Annotated in this window: 19 protein-coding genes and 1 pseudogene; 6 read left to right on the top strand and 14 right to left on the bottom strand. The window is 69.2% G+C overall.

Annotated features, from left to right (window positions below; translation table 11 throughout):
- Window positions 1-94 precede the first annotated feature (94 nt).
- Both ACYJSS_RS01960 and ACYJSS_RS01955 read right to left on the bottom strand, forming a co-directional pair.
- Window positions 95-805 carry a thioesterase II family protein gene (locus ACYJSS_RS01960; RefSeq protein WP_236205945.1) on the bottom strand — a complete coding sequence of 237 codons (711 nt, stop codon included), beginning with the start codon at window positions 803-805 and terminating at the stop codon, window positions 95-97.
- Between the two features lie 148 nt (window positions 806-953).
- The gene (locus ACYJSS_RS01955) at window positions 954-2345 is read right to left on the bottom strand and encodes an aspartate aminotransferase family protein (RefSeq protein ID WP_236205946.1); all 1392 of its coding nucleotides are present in this window, start codon (window positions 2343-2345) and stop codon (window positions 954-956) included.
- A gap of 174 nt (window positions 2346-2519) precedes the next feature.
- Between ACYJSS_RS01955 and ACYJSS_RS01950 the strand changes: the two genes are divergently transcribed.
- The 3 genes from ACYJSS_RS01950 to ACYJSS_RS01940 all read left to right on the top strand — a co-directional run bounded on the left by ACYJSS_RS01950 (window position 2520) and on the right by ACYJSS_RS01940 (window position 4312).
- The gene (locus ACYJSS_RS01950) at window positions 2520-3113 is read left to right on the top strand and encodes a hypothetical protein (RefSeq protein ID WP_236205947.1); all 594 of its coding nucleotides are present in this window, start codon (window positions 2520-2522) and stop codon (window positions 3111-3113) included.
- A 4-nt stretch (window positions 3114-3117) separates the two neighbouring features.
- Window positions 3118-3432 carry a cyclic-phosphate processing receiver domain-containing protein gene (locus tag ACYJSS_RS01945; RefSeq protein ID WP_111259996.1) on the top strand — a complete coding sequence of 105 codons (315 nt, stop codon included), beginning with the start codon at window positions 3118-3120 and terminating at the stop codon, window positions 3430-3432.
- A gap of 79 nt (window positions 3433-3511) precedes the next feature.
- Complete coding sequence (locus ACYJSS_RS01940) at window positions 3512-4312, top strand: hypothetical protein (protein WP_236205948.1); 801 nt, start codon at window positions 3512-3514, stop codon at window positions 4310-4312.
- Window positions 4313-4407: 95 nt separating this feature from the next.
- On the opposite strand, the gene ACYJSS_RS01935 is transcribed toward ACYJSS_RS01940, so the two are convergent.
- The 8 genes from ACYJSS_RS01935 to ACYJSS_RS01900 all read right to left on the bottom strand — a co-directional run bounded on the left by ACYJSS_RS01935 (window position 4408) and on the right by ACYJSS_RS01900 (window position 14369).
- Window positions 4408-6087, bottom strand: a complete 1680-nt coding sequence (locus ACYJSS_RS01935) for a methyl-accepting chemotaxis protein (protein ID WP_236205949.1) — start codon at window positions 6085-6087, stop codon at window positions 4408-4410.
- 249 nt (window positions 6088-6336) lie between these two features.
- Window positions 6337-6777, bottom strand: coding sequence for a hypothetical protein (locus ACYJSS_RS01930; RefSeq protein ID WP_236205950.1), 441 nt, complete (start codon window positions 6775-6777; stop codon window positions 6337-6339).
- Between the two features lie 69 nt (window positions 6778-6846).
- Window positions 6847-8106, bottom strand: a complete 1260-nt coding sequence (locus ACYJSS_RS01925) for an NAD(P)/FAD-dependent oxidoreductase (protein ID WP_236205951.1) — start codon at window positions 8104-8106, stop codon at window positions 6847-6849.
- A gap of 2 nt (window positions 8107-8108) precedes the next feature.
- Entirely contained in the window at window positions 8109-9686 is a 1578-nt protein-coding gene (locus ACYJSS_RS01920) for an aldehyde dehydrogenase (NADP(+)) (protein WP_236205952.1), read from the bottom strand.
- Between the two features lie 57 nt (window positions 9687-9743).
- Window positions 9744-10691 carry a dihydrodipicolinate synthase family protein gene (locus tag ACYJSS_RS01915; protein ID WP_236205953.1) on the bottom strand — a complete coding sequence of 316 codons (948 nt, stop codon included), beginning with the start codon at window positions 10689-10691 and terminating at the stop codon, window positions 9744-9746.
- A gap of 45 nt (window positions 10692-10736) precedes the next feature.
- Window positions 10737-11663 (bottom strand): 4-hydroxyproline epimerase, encoded by a 927-nt coding sequence (locus ACYJSS_RS01910; protein WP_459479182.1) that lies wholly within the window; start codon window positions 11661-11663, stop codon window positions 10737-10739.
- 12 nt (window positions 11664-11675) lie between these two features.
- Complete coding sequence (locus ACYJSS_RS01905) at window positions 11676-12707, bottom strand: Ldh family oxidoreductase (RefSeq protein ID WP_236205955.1); 1032 nt, start codon at window positions 12705-12707, stop codon at window positions 11676-11678.
- 39 nt (window positions 12708-12746) lie between these two features.
- Window positions 12747-14369: an APC family permease gene (locus ACYJSS_RS01900; RefSeq protein ID WP_236205956.1), complete on the bottom strand. Its 1623-nt coding sequence runs from the start codon at window positions 14367-14369 to the stop codon at window positions 12747-12749.
- Window positions 14370-14645: 276 nt separating this feature from the next.
- Between ACYJSS_RS01900 and ACYJSS_RS01895 the strand changes: the two genes are divergently transcribed.
- From ACYJSS_RS01895 to ACYJSS_RS01885, 3 genes are all read left to right on the top strand, one after another.
- Window positions 14646-15425, top strand: a complete 780-nt coding sequence (locus tag ACYJSS_RS01895; RefSeq protein ID WP_236205957.1) for an AraC family transcriptional regulator — start codon at window positions 14646-14648, stop codon at window positions 15423-15425.
- A 145-nt stretch (window positions 15426-15570) separates the two neighbouring features.
- Complete coding sequence (locus ACYJSS_RS01890; protein ID WP_236205958.1) at window positions 15571-16140, top strand: DUF4124 domain-containing protein; 570 nt, start codon at window positions 15571-15573, stop codon at window positions 16138-16140.
- A 46-nt stretch (window positions 16141-16186) separates the two neighbouring features.
- Window positions 16187-16924 carry a substrate-binding periplasmic protein gene (locus ACYJSS_RS01885; RefSeq protein WP_236205959.1) on the top strand — a complete coding sequence of 246 codons (738 nt, stop codon included), beginning with the start codon at window positions 16187-16189 and terminating at the stop codon, window positions 16922-16924.
- Window positions 16925-17134: 210 nt separating this feature from the next.
- On the opposite strand, the gene ACYJSS_RS01880 is transcribed toward ACYJSS_RS01885, so the two are convergent.
- The 4 genes and pseudogenes from ACYJSS_RS01880 to ACYJSS_RS01865 form a co-directional block, all read right to left on the bottom strand.
- Entirely contained in the window at window positions 17135-17602 is a 468-nt protein-coding gene (locus ACYJSS_RS01880; protein ID WP_236205960.1) for a hypothetical protein, read from the bottom strand.
- Between the two features lie 36 nt (window positions 17603-17638).
- Complete coding sequence (locus tag ACYJSS_RS01875; RefSeq protein WP_236205961.1) at window positions 17639-18106, bottom strand: tetratricopeptide repeat protein; 468 nt, start codon at window positions 18104-18106, stop codon at window positions 17639-17641.
- A 121-nt stretch (window positions 18107-18227) separates the two neighbouring features.
- A complete protein-coding gene (locus ACYJSS_RS01870; protein ID WP_371320986.1) occupies window positions 18228-18992 on the bottom strand; it encodes a methyl-accepting chemotaxis protein in 765 nt (254 codons plus the stop codon).
- Window positions 18993-19085: 93 nt separating this feature from the next.
- Window positions 19086-20090 (bottom strand): annotated as a pseudogene (locus tag ACYJSS_RS01865) (HAMP domain-containing protein); the annotation flags it as partial.
- Window positions 20091-20207: the final 117 nt, after the last annotated feature.

Raw genomic sequence — 20207 nt, 5'->3', positions numbered from 1 at the left:
GCCCTTGCGCAAACGCTCGGGACGGGCGGATTTCCATAGGCATCAAACAATTGGCCGCCCAGGGGAACCTTCGCGCGCCCCTGCTGCGGGAGGCTCACCAGGACAGGGCGCGACCGGCCCCCGAACGCCGCCGCTCGACCCTGGCGGCAAGGACGTCGAGCAGGTAGCCCAGCACTTCCGCTTCCAGGGTGTGGAAATAGAAATGGCCACCCTCGAACTGGCGCAACTCGAGGGTGGCAGAGGTTTCATCGCCCCAGGCGCGGAGCTGGGCGCGGGTGATCCGGTCATCGGCGCCGGAAAGGACGTGGATCGGGCAAGCCAACGGCGTGCGCGGCCTGGGCCGGTGGCCGACGCACAGCAGGTAGTCGGCGCGCAGGAGTGGCAGCGCCATCGGCCCGCTGATGCCGGTCACAGGGGCCGGGTCATGCCCCAGGTGGAACAGGCTGGCACCGCACTCATCCCGGGGTGTGGGCGCAGCCGCACCCGAGACGAACAGGCAGCGCGGCATCGGCAGCCCCCGCGCCCTCAGGACATGCAGCAACTCGCAGGCCAGCAAGGCCCCAAGCCCGTGCCCGAACACCGCATAGTCTCCATGGCGCAACGCCGGTTCCAGTTCCCGGGCCAGTTGTCGTGCCAGCCCGGCGATATCGGTCTGCGCGGGCTCTTGCGCACGCTCGCCGCGACCCGGCAGCTCCAGCGGGTGAAGCTGCAGCCAGGCTGGCAGGTGCCGCTGCCATCGCAGATAGACCTGCGCGCTGGCGCCACAGAACGGCAGGCAGATCAGCCGCAACGGAGAAGGCGCCATTCAGCCCGCCAGACAGCGCGGTGCCGCACCCGGAACAGCCTGTCGTCACGATCGGATAGGGATGCCATGGGGCCTGCTCGAAATGCATGAGGCGCCCATGACGGGGCGCCTCGGGGAAGGCGGACGCTTCAGCGGCGGGATGGGCGACTCAATCCCGCAGCGCGGCCGCCAGTGCCCGACCGAAGCGGCGGGCGACTTCGTCCACCTGTTCGGCGGTGATGATCAGCGGCGGCAGGAAGCGCACCACGCTGCCATGGCGACCGCCCAGCTCGAGGATCAGCCCGCGCTTCAGGCACTGCGCCTGCAGGCGCGAGGCCAGGGCGCTGTAGGTGGGCGGGTGGCCGAGGGCGTCCGGCGTGCCGGACGGGTCCACCAGCTCGACGCCGAGCATCAGCCCGCGCCCACGGATGTCGCCGAGTTGCGGGTAGTCGCGCTGCAGCTCGCGCAGGTGGCCGGCCAGGCGCTCGCCCATGGCGGCGGCGTGGGCGGGGATATCGTGCTCCTTGAGGTAGCGCAACACCGCCGAGCCGGCAGCCATGGCCATCTGGTTGCCACGGAAGGTGCCGGCATGGGCGCCCGGGCCCCAGACGTCGAGCCATTCGCGGTAGACCATAACCGCCAGCGGCAGGCTGCCGCCGATGGCCTTGGACAGCACCACAACGTCGGGCACGATGCCGGCGTGCTCGAAGGCGAACATCCTGCCGGTGCGGCCGAAGCCGCTCTGGATCTCGTCGACGATCAGCGCCACGCCGGCCTTCTCGGTGATGCGGCGCAGGCCGCGCAGCCACTCGATGTCCGCCGGCACCACGCCGCCCTCGCCCTGCACCGCTTCGACGATCACCGCCGCCGGCAGCAGCACGCCGGCCTCGGGGTCGCTGAGCAGGTTCTCCAGGTAGTGCAGGTTGGCGCGCACGCCGGCTTCGCCACCGATGCCGAAGGGGCAGCGGTAGTCGTAGGGATAGGGGGCGAACTGCACGCCGTTGCCCAGCACCGCGCCCAGGGCCTTCTTCGGCCCCAGGTTGCCCATCAGCCCCAGGGCGCCCTGGCTCATGCCGTGGTAGCCGCCCTGGAACGAGAGGATGGTGCTGCGCCCGGTAGCGGTGCGCACCAGCTTCAGCGCGGCTTCCACGGCGTCGGTGCCGGTGGGGCCGCAGAACTGGATCTTCGCCTCGCGGGCCAGGCCCTCGGGCAGCAGGCCGAAGAGGTCCTGGACGAACTGGTCCTTCACCGGGGTGGTGAGGTCCAGGGTGTGCAGCGGCAGCTCGTCGGCCAGCACCTGGCGGATGGCGTCGATCACCACCGGGTGGTTGTGGCCCAGGGCCAGGGTGCCGGCACCGGCGAGGCAATCGATGAAGGTGCGGCCTTCCACGTCCTCGACATAGAGCCCGCGCGCACGCTTGAGCGCCAGGGGGATGCGCCGGGGGTAGCTGCGGGCATTGGACTCCTGCTGCTTCTGGCGGGCCAGCAGCGGCGTCTCCTCGAACTGGTAGAGCGTCTCTTCTTCTGCGGCGGACAGCGGCAGGCTGGTAGCGGCTTGCATCCTTCGACCCTCGATAAAGTGGCATCAAGCTCCGGGCCGTGCGCTTGTGGCGCTTCTCGGCCTTGTGCAGAGGAGACGATGGGCGACGGTGGGGATTTAGACGCAATGCGTGAAGCGATATGCAGCGCAAGATAAACTTCGCAACCCCGCACACTCCGGCTGGCTGCACGCTGAATGGAATCGAATCTGGACCGCTCCCTGGTGGAGGAACTGCTGGCCGCGCCCGGCCTGATGCGCCAGTGCCTTCTGCACGCCTTGACCACCCCTGTGGAGGTGCTGGAGTTTCGTACCCGGGATGAAGGCCTCTGCGACGCCAGGCTCTACCGTTGCGCCAGGTCGGGCGTTGCGACGCCCGCCCAGGCCCTGATCGCACTGCTCAATCGCGAGCTGCACCAGGTGGAAGAATGGGCATGGGAGGAGACGACTCCCGAGCATGTCGGCGACCTGATGGAGCGCTGGCTGCTCCCTGAGCTTGCCAACGCCCGGCCCACTCGCGTCGACACCGACAAGGCGACCCTGGAGATCACCAGCCTGGGAGATGCCATCCGCCACGCCATCATCGAGCGCCGCGCCAATCCTGCGCGCCCCTGGCACAGCGACCGCTGGGGAATCTTCCGCGACGGCCAGCCGCAACCGCTGGACACCCCGATCCTCCCCGAACCGTTGATCGCGCCTGCACTGGCCTTGCAGGACAGCTGGAACGAGAAATTGTACTTCTGCGAAACCCGCGACACCTGGCTGCTCTACAGCTGGGCAACAGGAGCCTGAGGCGATGAAGGTCTATCTGGACGACGAACGCACCACGCCCGAGGGCTGGGTCCGCATCGGGTGGCCGGACGAGGTGATCGCGCTGTTGAAGACGGGCCAGGTCAGCGAGCTGAGCCTGGACCACGACCTGGGCGACGACGAACGCGGCACCGGCTACGACGTGATCCTGTGGATCGAGGAGGCCGTGGCCCTGCACCGCTTCGTGCCGCCGCGCATCCACGTGCATTCGGCCAACGCCTCGGCGGTGCTGAAGATGCAGGCCGGCGTGCGCGCCATCGAAGCCCTGGCCCGGCGCAACCGCCAGCCCTGGGCCGGGTGACTCGACGTCGGACTGAAGGCAGGTGCAGGAGCGCCTTTCTGATCTAGTCTCTTGCAGCATTCATCAGGGAGGAACGCCCATGCCAAGAGGCCCGCAGAAAACCAAGAGCAAGCTGAGAGTCCATATCGACCCCGCCTCCGGAGACGTCAAGGTGACCGGCCGCCCGGAGTGGACCACCAACGCCAAGCGCATCAAGGTCAACCAGCGCTCGAGCCAGGGCGACGTCGAGGACAGGCGCCACATGGTGCATTGGAGCCAGTCGATCAGGAAGAACGCCGAGCGTGTCTTCAGTGCCATCAACCAGGCGTACGGATCGGATGCCAAGAAGCTCTACGACGTGCTGGTCGAGCCCTTGCAGTCGCGGAACCTCAAGCGCATCCCCAAGAACAGCAAGGATGTGATGCTCTATATCGCCAAGTACCTGAACAGCGCGCCGGTGAACCTGGTGGCGGGCCGGGCCGATACCAACAAGGCCATCGAGATCGTGCGCAAGAACCTCGATCTCTTCGCCACCTACCTGCGCGAAAGCCATACGGACAGCGACACCGACCCGGCTTCAACGACCCACCACCAGCGCATGCAGGCGTGCAGGGCCAAGGCCCGGGAGCTGCTGCCGGTCGGCGACAAGAGCAGCGACATCAAGGCCCAGGTCAGCAAGATCCACAAGCAGCTGATCGCTCATATCGATGGCATCGAGTCACCTGCCGAACTCTGGTCGCTGCTGTTCGACCTGCGCTATTCGGTGACCTTCGACATCTCGCCGATGGCCCAGCGCCAGGCGACCGAGAAGATGCTCAGCTGGGAACGGATGATGCTTTCGTCCACCTACATGCCGGCGAAGGACCAGCTCGAGCGGCTGGTCTCGCTAGCGGACGCCTGAGCAGGAAACGCGCCAACGCCCCCCGCCCGGGTAGCCGCAGCGCCATGCCGGGCGTGGTGCACGGCCGTTAGCGGCGGCGATGCACCACCCTCCCCTCAATCGGCCCGGTAACGCCCAACCAGCTGCTGCAATCCACCGGCCATCTCACCCAGGCGCTGGGTGATGTCGCTGGCGTTGCGCGAGCCGGCGGCGGTCTGTTCGGCGATGGCGGCGATCTGGTGCACGTTGGCATTGATGGATTCACAGACCTGGGTCTGCTCCTCCGCCGCAGCGGCGATCTGCGCGTTCATGCCATTGATGGTGGTGGTTGCCTCGACGACCGCCTCCAGGGCCTGGCCGACCCGGCCCACCTCCACCACGGCGCGGGCGCTGCCGCCCCGGATCTGGCCGATGGCGGCGATGGCCTCGCGAGCGCCGGCCTGCAGGCGGCCGATCATTTCCTGGATTTCCGCCGTACTGCTCTGGGTGCGCCCCGCCAGCGTGCGCACCTCATCGGCGACGACCGCGAAGCCGCGCCCCTGGTCACCGGCACGCGCGGCTTCGATGGCGGCGTTGAGCGCCAGCAGGTTGGTCTGCTCGGCGACGCCGTGGATCACATCCAGCACGCCGCCGATGCCCTCGGACTCGCTGCCCAGGCGGCGGATGATCTCGACCCCGCTTTCCACCTGGCCCTCCAGCCCGTCGATCACCTCGGCGGCGCTGCGCACCAGGCCCTGCGCGCCCTGTACCTGGTCCTCCGCGGCCTGGGCCGCCTGCGCCGCGCCGGCCGCACTGCTGGCGACCTGCAGGGCCGCCGCCGACATCTGCTCCATGGCGGTGGCCAACTGGTCGCTCTCCACGTGCTGGCTGGCGATGCCCTGGCCGGTCTGCTCCATGAAGGCACCCAGCTCCTCGCTGGCGGCTCCCAGGGTGGCGGCGGACGAGCGCGTCTGCCGCACCAGTTGGCCGATCTGCTCGGCGAAGTGGTTGAAGGCCCGCGCCAGGGTGCCCAGCTCGTGGCCGGCGGAAGGGTCCAGGCGGCGGGTCAGGTCGCCTTCGCCCCGGGCGATGTTCTCCATGGTCCGCACCGCCTGGTCCAGGGGCCGATGGATGCTGCGTGCCAGCAGGATCGCCAGCGCGGCGATCAGCACCAGCAGGATGGCGGCGGAGGCGGCGCTGCGGATCAGGCTCAGGCGCACGGCAGCGGCGAATTCCCGCTCCAGCCCGGCGAGCTGCGTTTCCAGGTCGTCGATGTAGAAGCCGGTGCCCAGCACCCAGTCGCTGTCGGGCATCGGCACCACGTAGGCGAGCTTCGGCGAGGGCTCCTCCTCGCCGGGCCGCGCCCAGCCGTATTCCACGTAGCCACCCCCGGCGGCGCCGGCCTCGACGTATTCGCGCACCAGATGGCGACCCTCGGGGCTGGTGGAGTCCCAATAGCCCGTGCCTTCGCGGGCCGGGTTGTCGGCGCTCATCACCTGCACGCCCTGGCTGTCGTAGGCGAAGAAGTAGCCGCTGCCGCCGTCGAAGCGCAGACTGCGCAGCGCCTCCTTGATGCGCTCACGGCCCGCTGCCGAGTCGCCATTGGCCAGCGGCGCCACGGCGCTCAGGGCCAGCTCCATGTAGTTGGCCAATTGCTCGCGCTTGGCCGCCAGCAACGACTCGCGCAGGTCGTCGCGGCTCAGGTCGCGCAGTTCCCGGGCCTGGGATACGAACAGCCAGGCGCTGATCGTGGCCAGCGCCAGGACCGGCAGCAGGGCCAGGAGGAGGATCTTCTGCCTGATGGATAAGCGATTCATCCCGTCATTCCCTCTGTGAGTTTCGACGGGGCCTTCTAGCACGGTGGAATCCTGGACGACGGAGCGCTGCCCGAGCCCGCCATCGTCGCCAGGAAAGATCGCAGGCGCTCACGCGAGCAGCAGATGCACGGCCTGGCCGTGGCCGGGCGCGAGGGCGTGGGCACAGGCTCACGAAGGGTTCGCACCCGTCCTGCCCCGGGGCCGGCATGCCCCTACGACGCAATCACCGGCAGGCAGGCGGCTCGCGGGTCAGGTCCCCTGGATCGCGCTCCACACCTGCGAAATCCCCACCAGGTGCAGCCCGCCCAGCGTCAGGCAGATGGCCGAGCTCCACAGCCAGAAGGCGGCGCTGCGGCCCAGCCCGCGCTTGACCAGCAACAGCCCGCCGAGCCCCCGCAGCAGGTACACCGCGGTGACCAGGCACAGCACCGGCCGTGTCAGGGGAAGTGGCAGGCCGAGCCCGGCCAGCAGCGCGTAGAGCGCCCAGAGCCCCAGCACCGTGGCGATGGCCAGGGTGACCAGCGTGGCCACCGGGCTGCCGGCCTCGGCCAGTCGCGCCATGCGCTCACCGGCGCCGAAGAAGCGATACCAGGGCGCGCCGTAGCGGATGCAGCCCAGGTGCAGCAGCGCGGCGATGGCGCTCAGGGCACCACCGGCCAGCAGGAAGGGATTGGGGAAAAGATCGTCCATGGCGGGGCTCCTGTGCCGAGGCCCGCCATTCTGGAGGCCCACGGCAGCATGCACCAGCACCCGGGCGCACTAGCTCGCGAAGCGCCCCAGCCGGTACGCCTCCAGCCCCGCCACGGCCTGCCCCTGGGCCAGTTGGCCGATGTACTCGGCGGTGACGGCGGCCTGGGTCAGCCCGAGGTGCTGGTGGCCGAAGGCGAGCAGGACGCGGCCCTCGCCCACCCGGTCGATGATCGGCAGCGAGTCCGGCAGCGAGGGGCGCAAGCCCATCCAGGGGCTGGCGCCTTCGGTGTCCAGCTCGTCGCGGAACAGCCCCTGGCTGAGGCGGTGCAGCTGCCAGGCGCGGGGCATGTTCGCCGGCTTCTCCAGCCCGGCGAACTCCACGGTGCCGGCCAGCCGCAGGCCGGCGGCCATGGGCGTCATGATGAAGCGCCGTTCGAGGCTGGTGACGGCGAACGGCAGCCGCCCCTGCTCCCGGGGCAGCATCAGGTGGTAGCCGCGCTCGGTGTCCAGCGGCACCCGCGTGCCGGTGAGGCGTTCGGTGAGCGGCGCGGAGTGGGCGCCGCAAGCCAGCAGCACCTGGCGGGCGCGCAGGCTGCCGCCGTCCAGCCTCAGGGTGACGCCCTCCGCCAGCCGGTGGCCATCGAGCACGCGCTGGCGATGGAAGGTGACGCCCAGCGCCTCGGCCGCCCGCGCCAGTTCGACGACCACGCGGTGCGGGTCGATGAAGTGCCCGGTGGCCGGGAAGAACAGCCCACCGCGAATCCCCTCACTGAGCTGGGGCGCCGCCGCGTGAACGGCCTCCGCTCCCCAGAACGCCACCGGCACGCCCTGCCCGGCCATGCGCGCCTGGAGGGCCTGCAGGGCCACGCGGGAGGCGTCCTGCTCGTACACCAGCAGCGAACCGTCCTCGCGCAGCAGGTCGGGCCGCTCGACGGCCTGCAGCAGGCGGCGCCAGGCGCCCAGGCTGGCTTCGTTGAGGGCCCGCAGCCCGGCGACGGTACGGGCGAAGGGCGCCGCCCGCAGGTTGAGCAACAGGCGCAGGAACCAGGGGGTGGCGCGCGGCAGGTAGGTCCAGTCCAGGCGCAGCGGGCCCATGGGGTCGAGGAGCATGCCCGGCAGGCGCTTGAGGATCGACAGGTCGGCGATCGGGAACACCTGCTCGGTGGCCAGGTGCCCGGCGTTGCCGAAGGAGGCGCCCTGCCCCACGCCGTCGGGGTCGAACACCTGCACCCGCAGCCCCTGGCGCGCGAGCTGCAGGGCGCAGGCGACACCGATGACGCCGGCGCCGACCACCGCGACATCCACGTCCGCTGGCTGGAGATCGCCCATGTTCAGGCCTCCCGCTCGCCGTCGAGCAGCCGCCGCAGGCCCAGGGGGTTGGCCTCGCGCAGCGCCGCCGGCAGCAAGGCATCGGGGAAGCCCTGGTAGCACACCGGACGCAGGAAGCGCTGGATGGCGGCGGTGCCCACCGAGGTGGAACGGGCATCCGAGGTGGCCGGGAACGGCCCGCCGTGGACCATGGCATCGCACACCTCCACCCCGGTGGGCCAACCATTGACCAGTACGCGGCCGGCCTTGCGTTCCAGGGCCGGCAACAGCCCGTGGGCGGCATCGAGGTCGGCGTCGTCAAGGTGCAGGGTGGCGGTGAGCTGGCCCTCCAGGGCATCGAGGATGCGGGACACCTGCTCCGCGCCCTCGCACTGCACCACCAGCGCCGCCGCGCCGAAGACCTCGCCATGCAACTGCGGGTCGGCGAGGAAGGCCTCGGCGTCGGTGACGAACAGCTGCGCCTGGCAGCGGTTCGGCCCGTCCCCGGGTTCGCCGCTAGCGACCCGGCGCACCTGCGGGTGACGGGCCAGGGTTGCGGCCCCGGCCGCGTAGGCCTGGTGGATGCCGGGTGTGAGCATCACCTGGGCCTTGCACGGGCGCAGCTGCTCGGCGGCATGGGCGAGGAAGGCATCCAGCGCCGCACCGCGCGGCGCGATGAGCAGGCCGGGGTTGGTGCAGAACTGCCCGGCGCCCTGGGTCAGCGAGGCGATGAAGCCTTGCGCCAGGGCCTCGCCACGGGCCTGCAAGGCAGCGGGAAACAGCAGCACCGGGTTGATCGAACTCATCTCCGCATAGACCGGGATCGGCTCCGGCCGCGCCTGGGCCGCCTGGCACAGGGCGAGGCCACCGCTGCGCGAGCCGGTGAAGCCGACCGCCTTGATGCGCGGGTCCGTCACCAGGCCTAAACCCACTTCGCGGCCGGCGCCGAACAGCAGCGAGAACACACCTTCGGGCATGCCGCAGCGTTCGACCGCGCGGGCCACCGCCTGCCCCACCAGTTCGCTGGTGCCGGGGTGGGCGCCATGGGCCTTGACCACCACCGGGCAGCCGGCGGCCAGGGCCGAGGCGGTGTCGCCGCCGGCCACGGAGAACGCCAGGGGGAAGTTGCTGGCACCGAACACCGCCACCGGCCCCAGGGGCACCTGGCGCTGGCGCAGATCGGGCCTGGGCAGGGGTTGGCGCTGGGGCTGCGCGCGGTCGATGCGCACGTCCAGCCACTCACCCGCACGCAGGGTGCGGGCGAAGGTACGCAGTTGCTGGCAGGTGCGGCCGCGCTCGCCCTGCAGGCGCGCCTGGGGCAAGCCCGTCTCGGCCATGGCGCGGTCGATCAGCGCATCACCGAGCGCTTCGATGGCATCCGCGATGGCGTCGAGGAAGGCCGCGCGGGCGGCCGGTGTGGTGTCCCGGTACGGGTCGAAGGCGGCCCAGGCCAGGGCGCAGGCCTGTTCCACCTGCTGGCGGCTGGCGCCTGGGTAGGCGGGTTGCAGGGGTTGGCCGGTGGCCGGGTCAATGGCGTGGAGGGCGTCGCGGGTGCCGGGCACCGCTGCGCCGCCGATCAGCATCTTGCCTGTGAGGGTCATGGGGCATCCTGGATGGCGGGTGGGCCCCACCGCCCACGGGCGGCGGGGCGGGCGGGTTCAGGCGAGGTTCTGCTCGGCGGTCCAGTTGGCGTACCACTGGCGGAACAGGCTGTACTGCTGCTCGGCGTAGCGGCGCTGGGAGTCGCTGAGGGCGTCGCTCTCGTTGAAATGCAGGCGGTACTCGCGGTCGCCGTTGAGCACCATCAGATACTTGTAGAACAGCACCAGGTCGCAGCCCTCGTCGAAGGACGAGAGCACGTCCAGGGCGGCGCTCAGCTCCAGGGCCTGGCGGCGTGCGCGGGCATCGCCCTGGGCGGCCTGGCGGCTCAGCGAGACCAGCAGCAGCACCTCGCGGGGCAGCACGTTGCCGATGCCGGTGATGGTGCCGGTGGCGTTGCAGTTGACGTAGCCGTGGAACACCTGGGTGTCGACGCCGGCCATGAGGATCACCTCGTCATCCCGCGAGGTGATGTGCTCGGCGGCGTAGCGCATGGCGTCGGCGCCGCCGAATTCCTTGAAGCCGATCAGGTTGCGGTGCTGTCCGCGCAGCTCGAAGAACAGGTCGGCGCGGGTGGAGAAGCTGTAGTACGGGCTGTTGTAGATCACCGACGGCAGCTCCGGCGCGGCCTGCAGCACGGCCGTGAAATGCGCCTTCTGCGCCGCCGGAGAGGCCGCGCGGGACAGCAGGCGCGGGATCACCATCAGCCCCTGGGCACCGACCTTGGCGGCATGGGCGGCGTGGGCCACCGCCTCGCGGGTGCTCACCGCGCCGGTGCCGACGATGGTGGGCACGCCGGCCTTCACCAGGCGCGCCACGCCTTCCTGGCGCTGGGCCTCGCTGAGCAGGGGCCAGTCGCCCATGGAGCCGCAGTAGACCACGCCGCTCATGCCGGCCTGGACCAGTTCGCGGCCCTTGGCCACCAGGGCGTCGTAGTCCGGCTGGCGCGCGTCGGTGCAGGGGGTCATGAGGGCGGGGATGCAGCCACGGTAGATATCGATGTTCATGCTGTCGCTCCTTGAGCAGGGATTCAGGGTTCGGGAAAACGGGGCTCAGATGCCCCAGGCGAAGGGGTCCTGCTCGTCGATGAGCAGGGTGCTGTCGGCGGTGAGGTGGGCACGCCCGGTGATGAAGGGACGGATGCGCTCGCCCTCCCACTCGTAGTGCCCCTCGAAGCGGCTGCCGGTGATGCTGGCCTGCACCCAGCGCTGGCCGGGGGCGAGCTTGCCGTCCGCCGCCAGGCAGGCCAGCTTGGCGCTGGTGCCGGTGCCGCAGGGGGAGCGGTCGTAGGCCTTGCCGGGGCACATGACGAAGTTGCGGCTGTCGGCCTCGGCGTCGGCGGCGAACAGCTCGACGTGGTCGATCAGCGCCCCGCCCTCGCCGTGGATGCCCTGGGCCTCCAGGGCCCGCAGCATCGCCCAGGTGTAGGCGGTCAGGGCCTCGACGTTATCCAGCTCCAGGCGCTGGCCGTGGTCGTTGACCAGGAAGAACCAGTTGCCGCCCCAGGCGATGTCGCCATGGACCACGCCATGGCCGGGCACCTCCACCGGCACCTGCCGGCGATGGCGGTGGGCCGGCACGTTGCCGAGGGTGACGCGGCCGTCCTCGTGGAGGGTGGCGCTGACGGTGCCCACCGGGGTGTCGATGCGGTGCTCGCCGGGGGCCATCAGCCCCAGGTGCCGGAGGGACGCCACCAGGCCGAGGGTGCCGTGGCCGCACATGCCGAGGTAGCCGGCGTTGTTGAAGAAGATCACCCCGCAGGTGGCGCCCGGAGTCACCGGCGGGCGGTACAGCGCGCCCACCAGCACGTCGTTGCCGCGCGGCTCCAGCAGGCAGGCGCGGCGCCAGTGGTCGTGGTGCTCGCGCAGGCTGTCGCGCTGCTCGGCGAGGGTGCTGCCGGCGGGTTCGGGAAAGCCGTCCATCACCAGGCGCGTGGGTTCGCCGCCGGTGTGGGAATCGATGACATGGATGCGCTTCATGGGGCGGCTCCGTCAGGTCGGGGAATGGGGGTGATCGATCAGGCGCTGGATGTCGTCCAGCAGCGCCCGGCCGACCCAGACGCCTTCGCGTTCGCTGCGCTGGCGGGCGGCGAAACGCCGCTGCGACGGCAGCCGCGCGCCCTGGTCGGTGATGGCGGCGAACAGCGCCTCGGCCCGCTGCCGGCCGGCCGCCAGCTCGCCGCCGAGAAAGCGCGCCGGGTCGAAGGCCAGCAGCAGCTCGCCATGGAGCGGCGTGGCACCGGCGCCGCCGTCGAAGGCCAGGGATTCGGCGCTGGTGAGGTCGCCGATCAGCGCGCCGGCCATCAGCTCGATCATCGCCGCCAGGGCCGAGCCCTTGTGGCCGCCGAAGGTCTGCATGGCGCCCTCCAGCACGGCCCGCGCATCGGTGCTGGGCCGCCCTTCGGCATCCAGCCCCCAGCCGAGGGGAATCGGCTTGCCCTGGCGGGCGTGCAGCTCGATGTCGCCCCGGGCGATGGCGCTGGTGGCGAAGTCGAAGACGAAGGGCTCGCGCCCCTCGCGGGGCCAGGCGAAGGCCAGCGGGTTGGTGCCGAACACCCCCTGGCGGCCGCCTTCCGGGGCCACCCAGGCGTGGCTGGGGGTCATGGCCAGCCCAACCAGCCCTTCGGCGGCGATGGCCTCCACCTCCGGCCACAACGCGGAAAAGTGGAAGCAGTTGCGGATCACCAGGGCGGCGACGCCCAGCTCGCGGGCCTGCTCCACCAGCAGCGGCAGGCCGGTCTGCAGCGCCAGCAGCGAGTAGCCCCGCTGCGCATCGACGCGGACGATGGCCGGCGCCGGGCGGCTCATCCTTGGTTGGGCCTGCGGGTCCACCTTGCCGCTGCGCAGCGAGTGCACGCACACCAGCACCCGGTACAGGCCATGGGAGTGGCATTCGTCACGCTGGCCTCGGGTGATGGTGTCGGCGATGGCGCGGGCATGGTCCTCGCCCATGCCGTTGACGGTCAGCGCACGCAGTGCCAGGGCATGCACCTGGTAGAGGCTGAGGTTGATGAGGTCGTTCATGGCCAGACTCCTTCCGGTCATCGGGTTGCAGACAGTGGGCTAGGCGCGGCCGGGGAAGGCCGTGGCGGAAGGCGCGACGTCCGCATCGGTGCCCTCCTCGCTTTCGTCCTCGCCGCTGAGGCGGATCAGCTCGGCCGGCACGCCGGTGGTGGCGCCCCAGTGGTAGATGCCCAGGGCGCAGGCGGCCACGGCGAGGGTGTCGTAGGGGTGGCCGAGCACGCCCAGGCCGCCGAAGCTGCCCAGCCAGGAGAGCAGCAGGGTCACGGCGTAGAAGCCGATCAGCCAGGCGGACGAACGCACCTGCTGGGCGATGCCCAGGTGCTCGGTGGGCACGAAGCGGCGGCACAGCAGGTAGATCACGAACATCAGGATCTGCAGGCTCAGCAGCCAGGACACGGTGCCCCAGCCGGACCAGTAGACGATCAGCGCGGCGATCACGAAGGACAGCGGCCCCATCACCGCCAGGCCCCGCACGCGGAACGGGCGCGGCATGTCCGGCGCGTTGCGGCGCAGGGCCGCCACCGTCACCGGCGCCACCGCGTAGCTCAGCACCAGGGCGGCGGACACCACGTTGATCAGCGCCTCCCAGGAGGGGAACGGCAGGGTCCAGAACACCGACAGGCCGAAGGTCAGCCACAGCGCCGGGCGCGGGATGCCGGACTGTTCATCGATGCGGGTGAAGAGGCGGAAGAAGGTGCCGGTCTGCGCCCAGCCGTAGATCACCCGCGGCGTGGCGTTCATGTAGATGTTGCCGCAGCCGCTGGGCGAGACCACCGCGTCGGCCACCACCAGGTAGGCCAGCCAGCCCACCCCGAGCACGAGGGCGATGTCGCGGTACGGCAGGGCGAACTCCTTGGACATCCCGGCCCAGCCGTTGGCCAGCAGCTCGGTCGGCACCGCGCCGAGGAAGGCCACCTGCAGCAGCACGTAGATGGCGGTGGAGAGCAGCACCGAGAGGATCAGCGCGAAGGGAATGGTGCGCTGCGGGTTCTTCACCTCGCTGGCCACCGAGATGATCGGCGTCAGCCCCAGGTACGCGAAGATGATGCCGCCGGCCGACACCGCCATCTCGATGCCCGAGAGGCCGAACGGCGCGAAGCCCTGCACCTGGAAGTTCTCGGGCTTGAAGAAGGTGAAGAGCACGCCGATGACCAGCAGCGGCACGATGAACTTGAACACGCTGACCAGGTTGTTGGCGCGGGCGAAGGTTTTCACGCTGCGGTAGTTGAGCCAGAAGAACAGGCACAGCAGGCCGAACTGCACCAGCCAGCCGATCAGCGTCGGGTCGCTGGAGCCCGCCTCGGTGAGGCCCGGGAACCAGGCCGCCGCGTACTGGCGGGAGGCGACCACCTCGATCGCCACCAGGCTGGAGAAGGCGATCAGCGTGATGAAGCCCATCAGGTAGCCCAGCAGCGGGCCGTGGGAGAACACCGGGTAGCGCACCACACCGCCGGCACGCGGCAGCGCCGCCCCCAGCTCGCAGTAGATGATGCCCAGCAGCAGCACCGCGAAGCCGCCGAGGAGCCAGGAGAAGATGCCCGCCGGGCCTGCGATGGCGGAGACGTGGCTGGCCGCGAACAGCCAGCCGGAGCCGAAGATGGCCCCGAGGCCGATGAAGGTGAGGTCCGTCAGGGACAGCTGTTTCTTGAACTTTCCAGACATGGCGTAGCCTTCTTGTGCGTTATTGGATGGGCTGGAGAGATCCCTGTGCAGCACCGGGGCCTGGCGACGAATCAGGCACGGAGACGAACCGGCGCGACGGCGCCCCGAGGTCTGCAACGGCCATAGGTTGGCCCGCCCGGGCGCCTGCGGGCTTGATGCATTTCCTCGGTTCCCATGACGAAATCGGCACAGTTGGCGGAATGACCGGGCAAGGCTCGACAGGCTTCCTCCACCTGCGGCAACCTGCCGACTCGCCGCGCACTGGGAGGCAGGACGATGCCGCAGAACCCGCTGGAAGGACTGTTCGCCGACGAGGGGCTGGAACGCCCCGAGAGCATGGACGCGCTGCTGGCCAGCGCACGGCTGCTGTTGCCGATGCTGGATGCGATCCCCAATGCGGCGATCTTCATCAAGGACACCCAGGCGCGCTACCTGCTGGCCAACCGCACCCTGGTCCAGCGCTGCGGCCTGAAGGCCTTGCAGCCGCTGCTGGGCAAGACCAGCGCGGAGGTCTTCCCCGCCCAGCTCGGCCCCGGCTACACCGAGCAGGACCGCCGCGTGCTGGAACAGGGCCAGGTGCTGGAAGACCAGCTGGAGCTGCACCTCTACGGCAGTCGCGAACCCGGCTGGTGCCTGACCCACAAACGCCCCCTGCACGACCGCGCCGGGCAGGTGATCGGCCTGGTGGGCATCTCGGTGGACCTGCAATCGGCCAGCGCCAGCCACCCCGCCTACGAACGCCTGGCCGCCGTGGACGAGCACATCCGCACGCACTTCCACGAGCCCATCACCCTGGAGACCCTCACCCGCATCGCCCGCCTCTCCGTCGCCCAGCTGGAGCGCCACTGCAAGCGGGTGTTCCACCTCACGCCCCGGCAGATGATCAGCAAGGCGCGCCTGGAACACGCCCACCGCCTGCTGCAGACCGACCTGCCCATCACCGACGTCGCCCTGCAATGCGGCTACACCGACCACAGCGCCTTCAGCCGCCAGTTCAAGCAGCTCACGGGCTTTACGCCACGGCAATACCGGCAGGCGATGGGCGAGGACTCATGAGCGCGCGTACCGGGAACACGAGCGCCCCCAATCAACCCCCGCTGTACGGGTCGGCCTCGGTAAAGCCTGCGGACAGGAGGCTGTCGTCGCCCCGGGACAATGGATAGACTCCAGCGCCATCCCGGCCCCGTCACAAGGATGTTCGATGCGCCCGCCCCTCGTTTCCGCCCTGCTCGCCTGCGCCCTGCTCTTCACACCCACCGCACCTGCATCCGCCGCCATCTTCAAATGCAAGGCCGCCAACGGCGCCACCCAGTTTTCCGATCGCCCCTGCGGCATCCCGGGAAACCAGGAAGAGATCGCCCACGAGACCCCCGCCCCGGCACCGGCTCCCGGCAGCGCCGAGCGCCCCGCCGCGAATGCCGCGCCGCAAGACGACACCGAGGCGAGCTACGCGGCGGCCGAGCAGGCCAATCCCCCGCTGATGACCCTGGCCGACCTGCAAGGCACTTGGTCGGACCTGGACTTCGCCTCGCCCCTGCGTGGCTACTGGGTATTCGGTTCCAGCACCGTGCGCATGGACCGCAAGGGCATGGAGGTGCGCGACCGCGTCCAGGCGACCCTGCGCTTCACCCTCAAGGGCAACCTGCTGACCGTGACCCACGAGCCGGATGCGTTCAGGAAAAAACGCTGGGATGAGAAGCTGGTGATCGAGCGCTACGAGCCTGGCCGCCTGATCGACCTCGGCAGCCTGGTGCTCCATCGCGTCCGATAACGCGCCGCCCGGCTACGCTCAATCCGAGAGTTTTCGAGACCGCCTCATGAAAGGGCTTTTCACCCGCTTGCTGCTCGGTGCCATGCTCGCCATCCAGGCCGCAGGCGCCGCCGAACTGCGCCTGCTCACCGACGACCACCCGCCCCTGCATTTCGAGCGCGATGGCGAGCTGGTGGGCTTCGACGTCGACCTGCTGCACGCGATCGCCCGGGAGACCGGCGACAACATCAAGCTGGAGCGCCTGCCACTGCTGCGTGCCCTGGTGATCGCCCGCGAGACCCCGGACGTGGCCGTCTTCACCATCCTGCGCACCCCGGAGCGCGAGGCCGACTACCAACTGGTCGGTCCGCTGCTGGAGGTCGAGACCGCACTCTACGCCCACGCCGACCACACCCCCGCCATCACCAGCCTGGACGAGGCGCGCAAGGTGCAACGCATCGCCGCCCCGCGCAAGTGGCTGGTCTATCGCCGCCTGCAGGAGATGGGCTTCGCCAACCTCTACGGCGTCGACACGCCCGAACAGATGATGCGCCTGCTGCGCCTGGGCCGAACCGACCTGGTGGCCGCCGACACCCTCAGCGTCGGCACCCTGGCCCGCGAGGAAGGCCTCTCCCCCGAGCAACTGCGCTACGCCGCGCCGGTGATGCACCAGGGTAGCTACATCGCCTTCTCCCGGCAGACCGACGCCAGCATCGTCGCCCGCTGGCAGCAGGCGCTGGAGAAGATGCGGGCGGATGGACGGCTGCTGGAGCTGGAGCGGAAGTGGCTGGGTGATGCCAGATAGCCTTGGGCACCGGGAAACGCCTTCCAGCCTCTCGAAACAAGGCATAGAAAAATCGGACCACGGCGCGCGCGTGAGCAGATGAGCCGTTGCCTTCTTCAGTACCTGGTCGCAGAAGGCCCCCGCCCTCGACCCACGTGGGGGCGAATCAGGTTCCATGCTGCGCCGGAGGAAAACATTCCTCAGTTGCCTGAACAGCGTGGGCCCATCTGCTCAGCACTCACCCAGCACCAGGTAAAGGTCGCTCTCCGACCGATAACAGCTGAAAAGATATTCAGGGCCGTCGCGCCAGAACATGAACAGCAGCGCATCACTCACGGCAAGGGCGAATGGCCTTCCACGAAAACTGTCCAGAGTTTCCCGCCAGTGCCACGCAACCTCCTCGCCGCTTGGAAATCTGAACATGATCGACTCATCCAGCAAGCAAGGCTCAAGGTCAACGGGTCCCGACTCCAGCACCTGCCACACGACTTTTCCCGCGTGACAATGGACATGCAGGAAACGTCCGCCATCCGTTTCGACCAACAGTTCTCGCCCGTTGTAGTGATGCGCTCTCCAAAGGCTTCGATTGATGCAGCGATCGAGCACGTCCTGCCCCTGCCTGCCGACAGCGGCGATGCTTTGCTCGAAACTGTCGTAAGCCTTCAGCGGCAAGGCGTCACGCTCAACGTCTATTCGCATATCACTCCTCGCATTGCGACCGACTACGGCGCACCTTCATCTGAGTGCTGTCCGCTCGTCTTGAACACCTTCAGCCTCAGCCTCTCGTAGCAGTCGTATGGCCTCTTTCCGGTCTGCCCTGATGCCATTCGACCCGTAGAACAGATTCAACCCGTGATAGAGCTTCGCCTGCGGGTGGCCGCAGGCAGCAGCCTGCTCGAACAGGATGGCTGCCCGCTGGCAATCCTGCTCAACCCGATCCCCTATATCGAAGCACTTCGCCAAGGCAGTGATTGCGGGGACGTGGCCTAGCTCAGCCGCCTCACTGAGCATCTCGAAGCTTCTGCGTTCGAACGCCTCGGTGCCCTCCCCGGGAGCACTGACCGACGCATAGAGAAACAGCGCCGCGGGTACTCGCTGCGCGACATAGGGAGCGAGGATCGAGCGTGCCACCTGAGGGTCCCCCTCCTCCAGCAATCGTTCCGCTTCTCCTATTACGGATTTGGTATCGGTGATGTCATGCATGTACACAGCTCCTTGATGTCGGCCGAGCCCATCTACCCCAAAAAACAGCCCGCCATCAGGCGGGCTGTTTCATTTGCTAAGAGTCGATCCACTGCCCGTTCACCGGGCCAGGACCACCCCATCAAATCCTGAACGTATCCACCAGTTGCTTCAGCCGGCTGACCTGCTGATCCAGCTCGGTACAGGCCTTCAGGCTCGCCTGCAGGTTGTGCACGCCGTCCTGGTTGAGGACGTTGATCTCGGTGATGTCCATGTTCAGGCTTTCGATTACCGAGGTCTGTTCCTCGGTGGCGGTGGCCACGGACTGGTTCATGCCGTCGATCTCGCCGATGCGGCGGGTCACGCCGCGCAGGTTCTCGCCGGCCTGGCCGCCGATGCGCACGCTGTCGTCGCTGAAGTGGCGGCTTTCGCCCATGGTCGCCACGGCCTCGCGGGCGCCGGTCTGCAGCTGCTCGATCATCTGCTGGATCTCCAGCGCCGAGCTCTGGGTGCGCTGGGCCAGGTTGCGCACTTCGTCGGCCACCACGGCGAAGCCGCGTCCCGCCTCGCCGGCGCGGGCGGCTTCGATGGCGGCGTTGAGTGCCAGCAGGTTGGTCTGCTCGGAGATGCCCTTGATCACGTCGAGGATCTGGCCGATGTCGTTGCTCTTCTGGCTGAGCACTTCGATGTGGTTGCTGGACGCCTGGATCTTCTCCGACAGCTCGCCCATCGCCACCAGGGTGCGCTCGACCATGCCCTGCCCTTCCTCGGCGTCGCGGCGGGCGTCGCTGGCCTGCTCCGAAGCGTCGGCGGCGTTGCGGGCGATCTCCTGGGCGGCAGCGCCCAGTTCGTTGATGGCGGCGGCCACGCTGTCGGTGCGGGCGGCCTGCTCGCTGGAGTTGGTCATGGAGGCGTTCGACGCCTGTACCACGGTGCTCACCCGCTCGTGCACCTCGCGCGTGGCGGAGGCCACTTCGCGGATGGATTTGTGGATGCGCTCGACGAAGCGGTTGAAGGCATCGGCCAGCTCGCCGAACTCGTCACGGGAGTCGATCGACAAGCGCTGGGTCAGGTCGCCCTCGCCCTCGGCGATGCCGCTCATGGCGTGGCTCATCACGTGCAGCGGGCGCAGCAGGATGCGGATCAGCCCGCCCAGCAGCAGGAGGATGGCGACCACGCCGATGATGGTGGACATCAGCGCGGATACACGGAACTCCTGCAGGGCGGCGAAGGCCTTGGATTCGTCGACGGACAGGCCCACGTACCAGCGCACCCCGGTCAGCCCTTCCACCGGCAGGAAGGTCACGATCCGCGCCTCGCCGTTGCGGTCGCTCACGCTCTGCAGGGCGGACTCCAGGCGCGGCGCGGTGCCGGCGAACAGGTCCGGCAGCTTCTTCAGGACCAGCTGCTGGTCGGGGTGGACCAGCACCGTGCCCTTGTCGTCCACCAGGAAGGCGTAGCCCATGCCGCCCAGGTCGAAGGAGTTGAGGATCTCGTCGACCGTCTTCAGCTTGAGGTCACCGCCGACGACGCCCTGCAGGGCACCCGAGGCGCTCACCGGGCGGGTGATGGTGATCAGCAGGCCGTCGCGCGGGTCGGCGGCCAGGTAGGGCTCGGTCAGGCCGGGGCCGCTGGTCTGCGCCGCCTTCTTGTACCAGGGCCGCTGGCGCGGGTCGTAGCCGGCGGGTAGTTCGCTGGGCGGGAACTGGGTGTAGGTGCCGCTCGCCTGGCCGTAGTACGCATAGAGGAAGGCGGCGGCGATGCTGCGGTGCTGCAGGCTCTTGGCCAAGGCAGCCTCGCTGGCGTCGTCCTCGATGGATTCGGCCAGGTTCTCCAGCAATTGCATGCGGCCCACCAGCCAGTGCTGGATGTTGCCCGTGGAGACCTGGCCGACATCGTTGAGGTAGTTGGCAAGGTTCTGGCGGATGGCGTTCCGCTGCAGGTAATCGTTGTACAGCGCGAAGGACGCGAAGGCAGCGATCACCACCAGGGAGGCTGCCACCATGATCTTGTGGCTGAATTTCAGGGTTCGCATGGAGGAACTCGCTCAAAAAGGTGCAGATACATGAGGTGGCCACAGGCGTTGTCGGCGTCCGGTCGGCAATGGACCGGACACGAACGC

The sequence above is a fragment of the Pseudomonas sp. No.21 genome (genome assembly GCF_054558415.1).
Note: the sequence above shows the minus strand (reverse complement) of the source record. Positions and strands in the feature narration are given on the sequence as shown.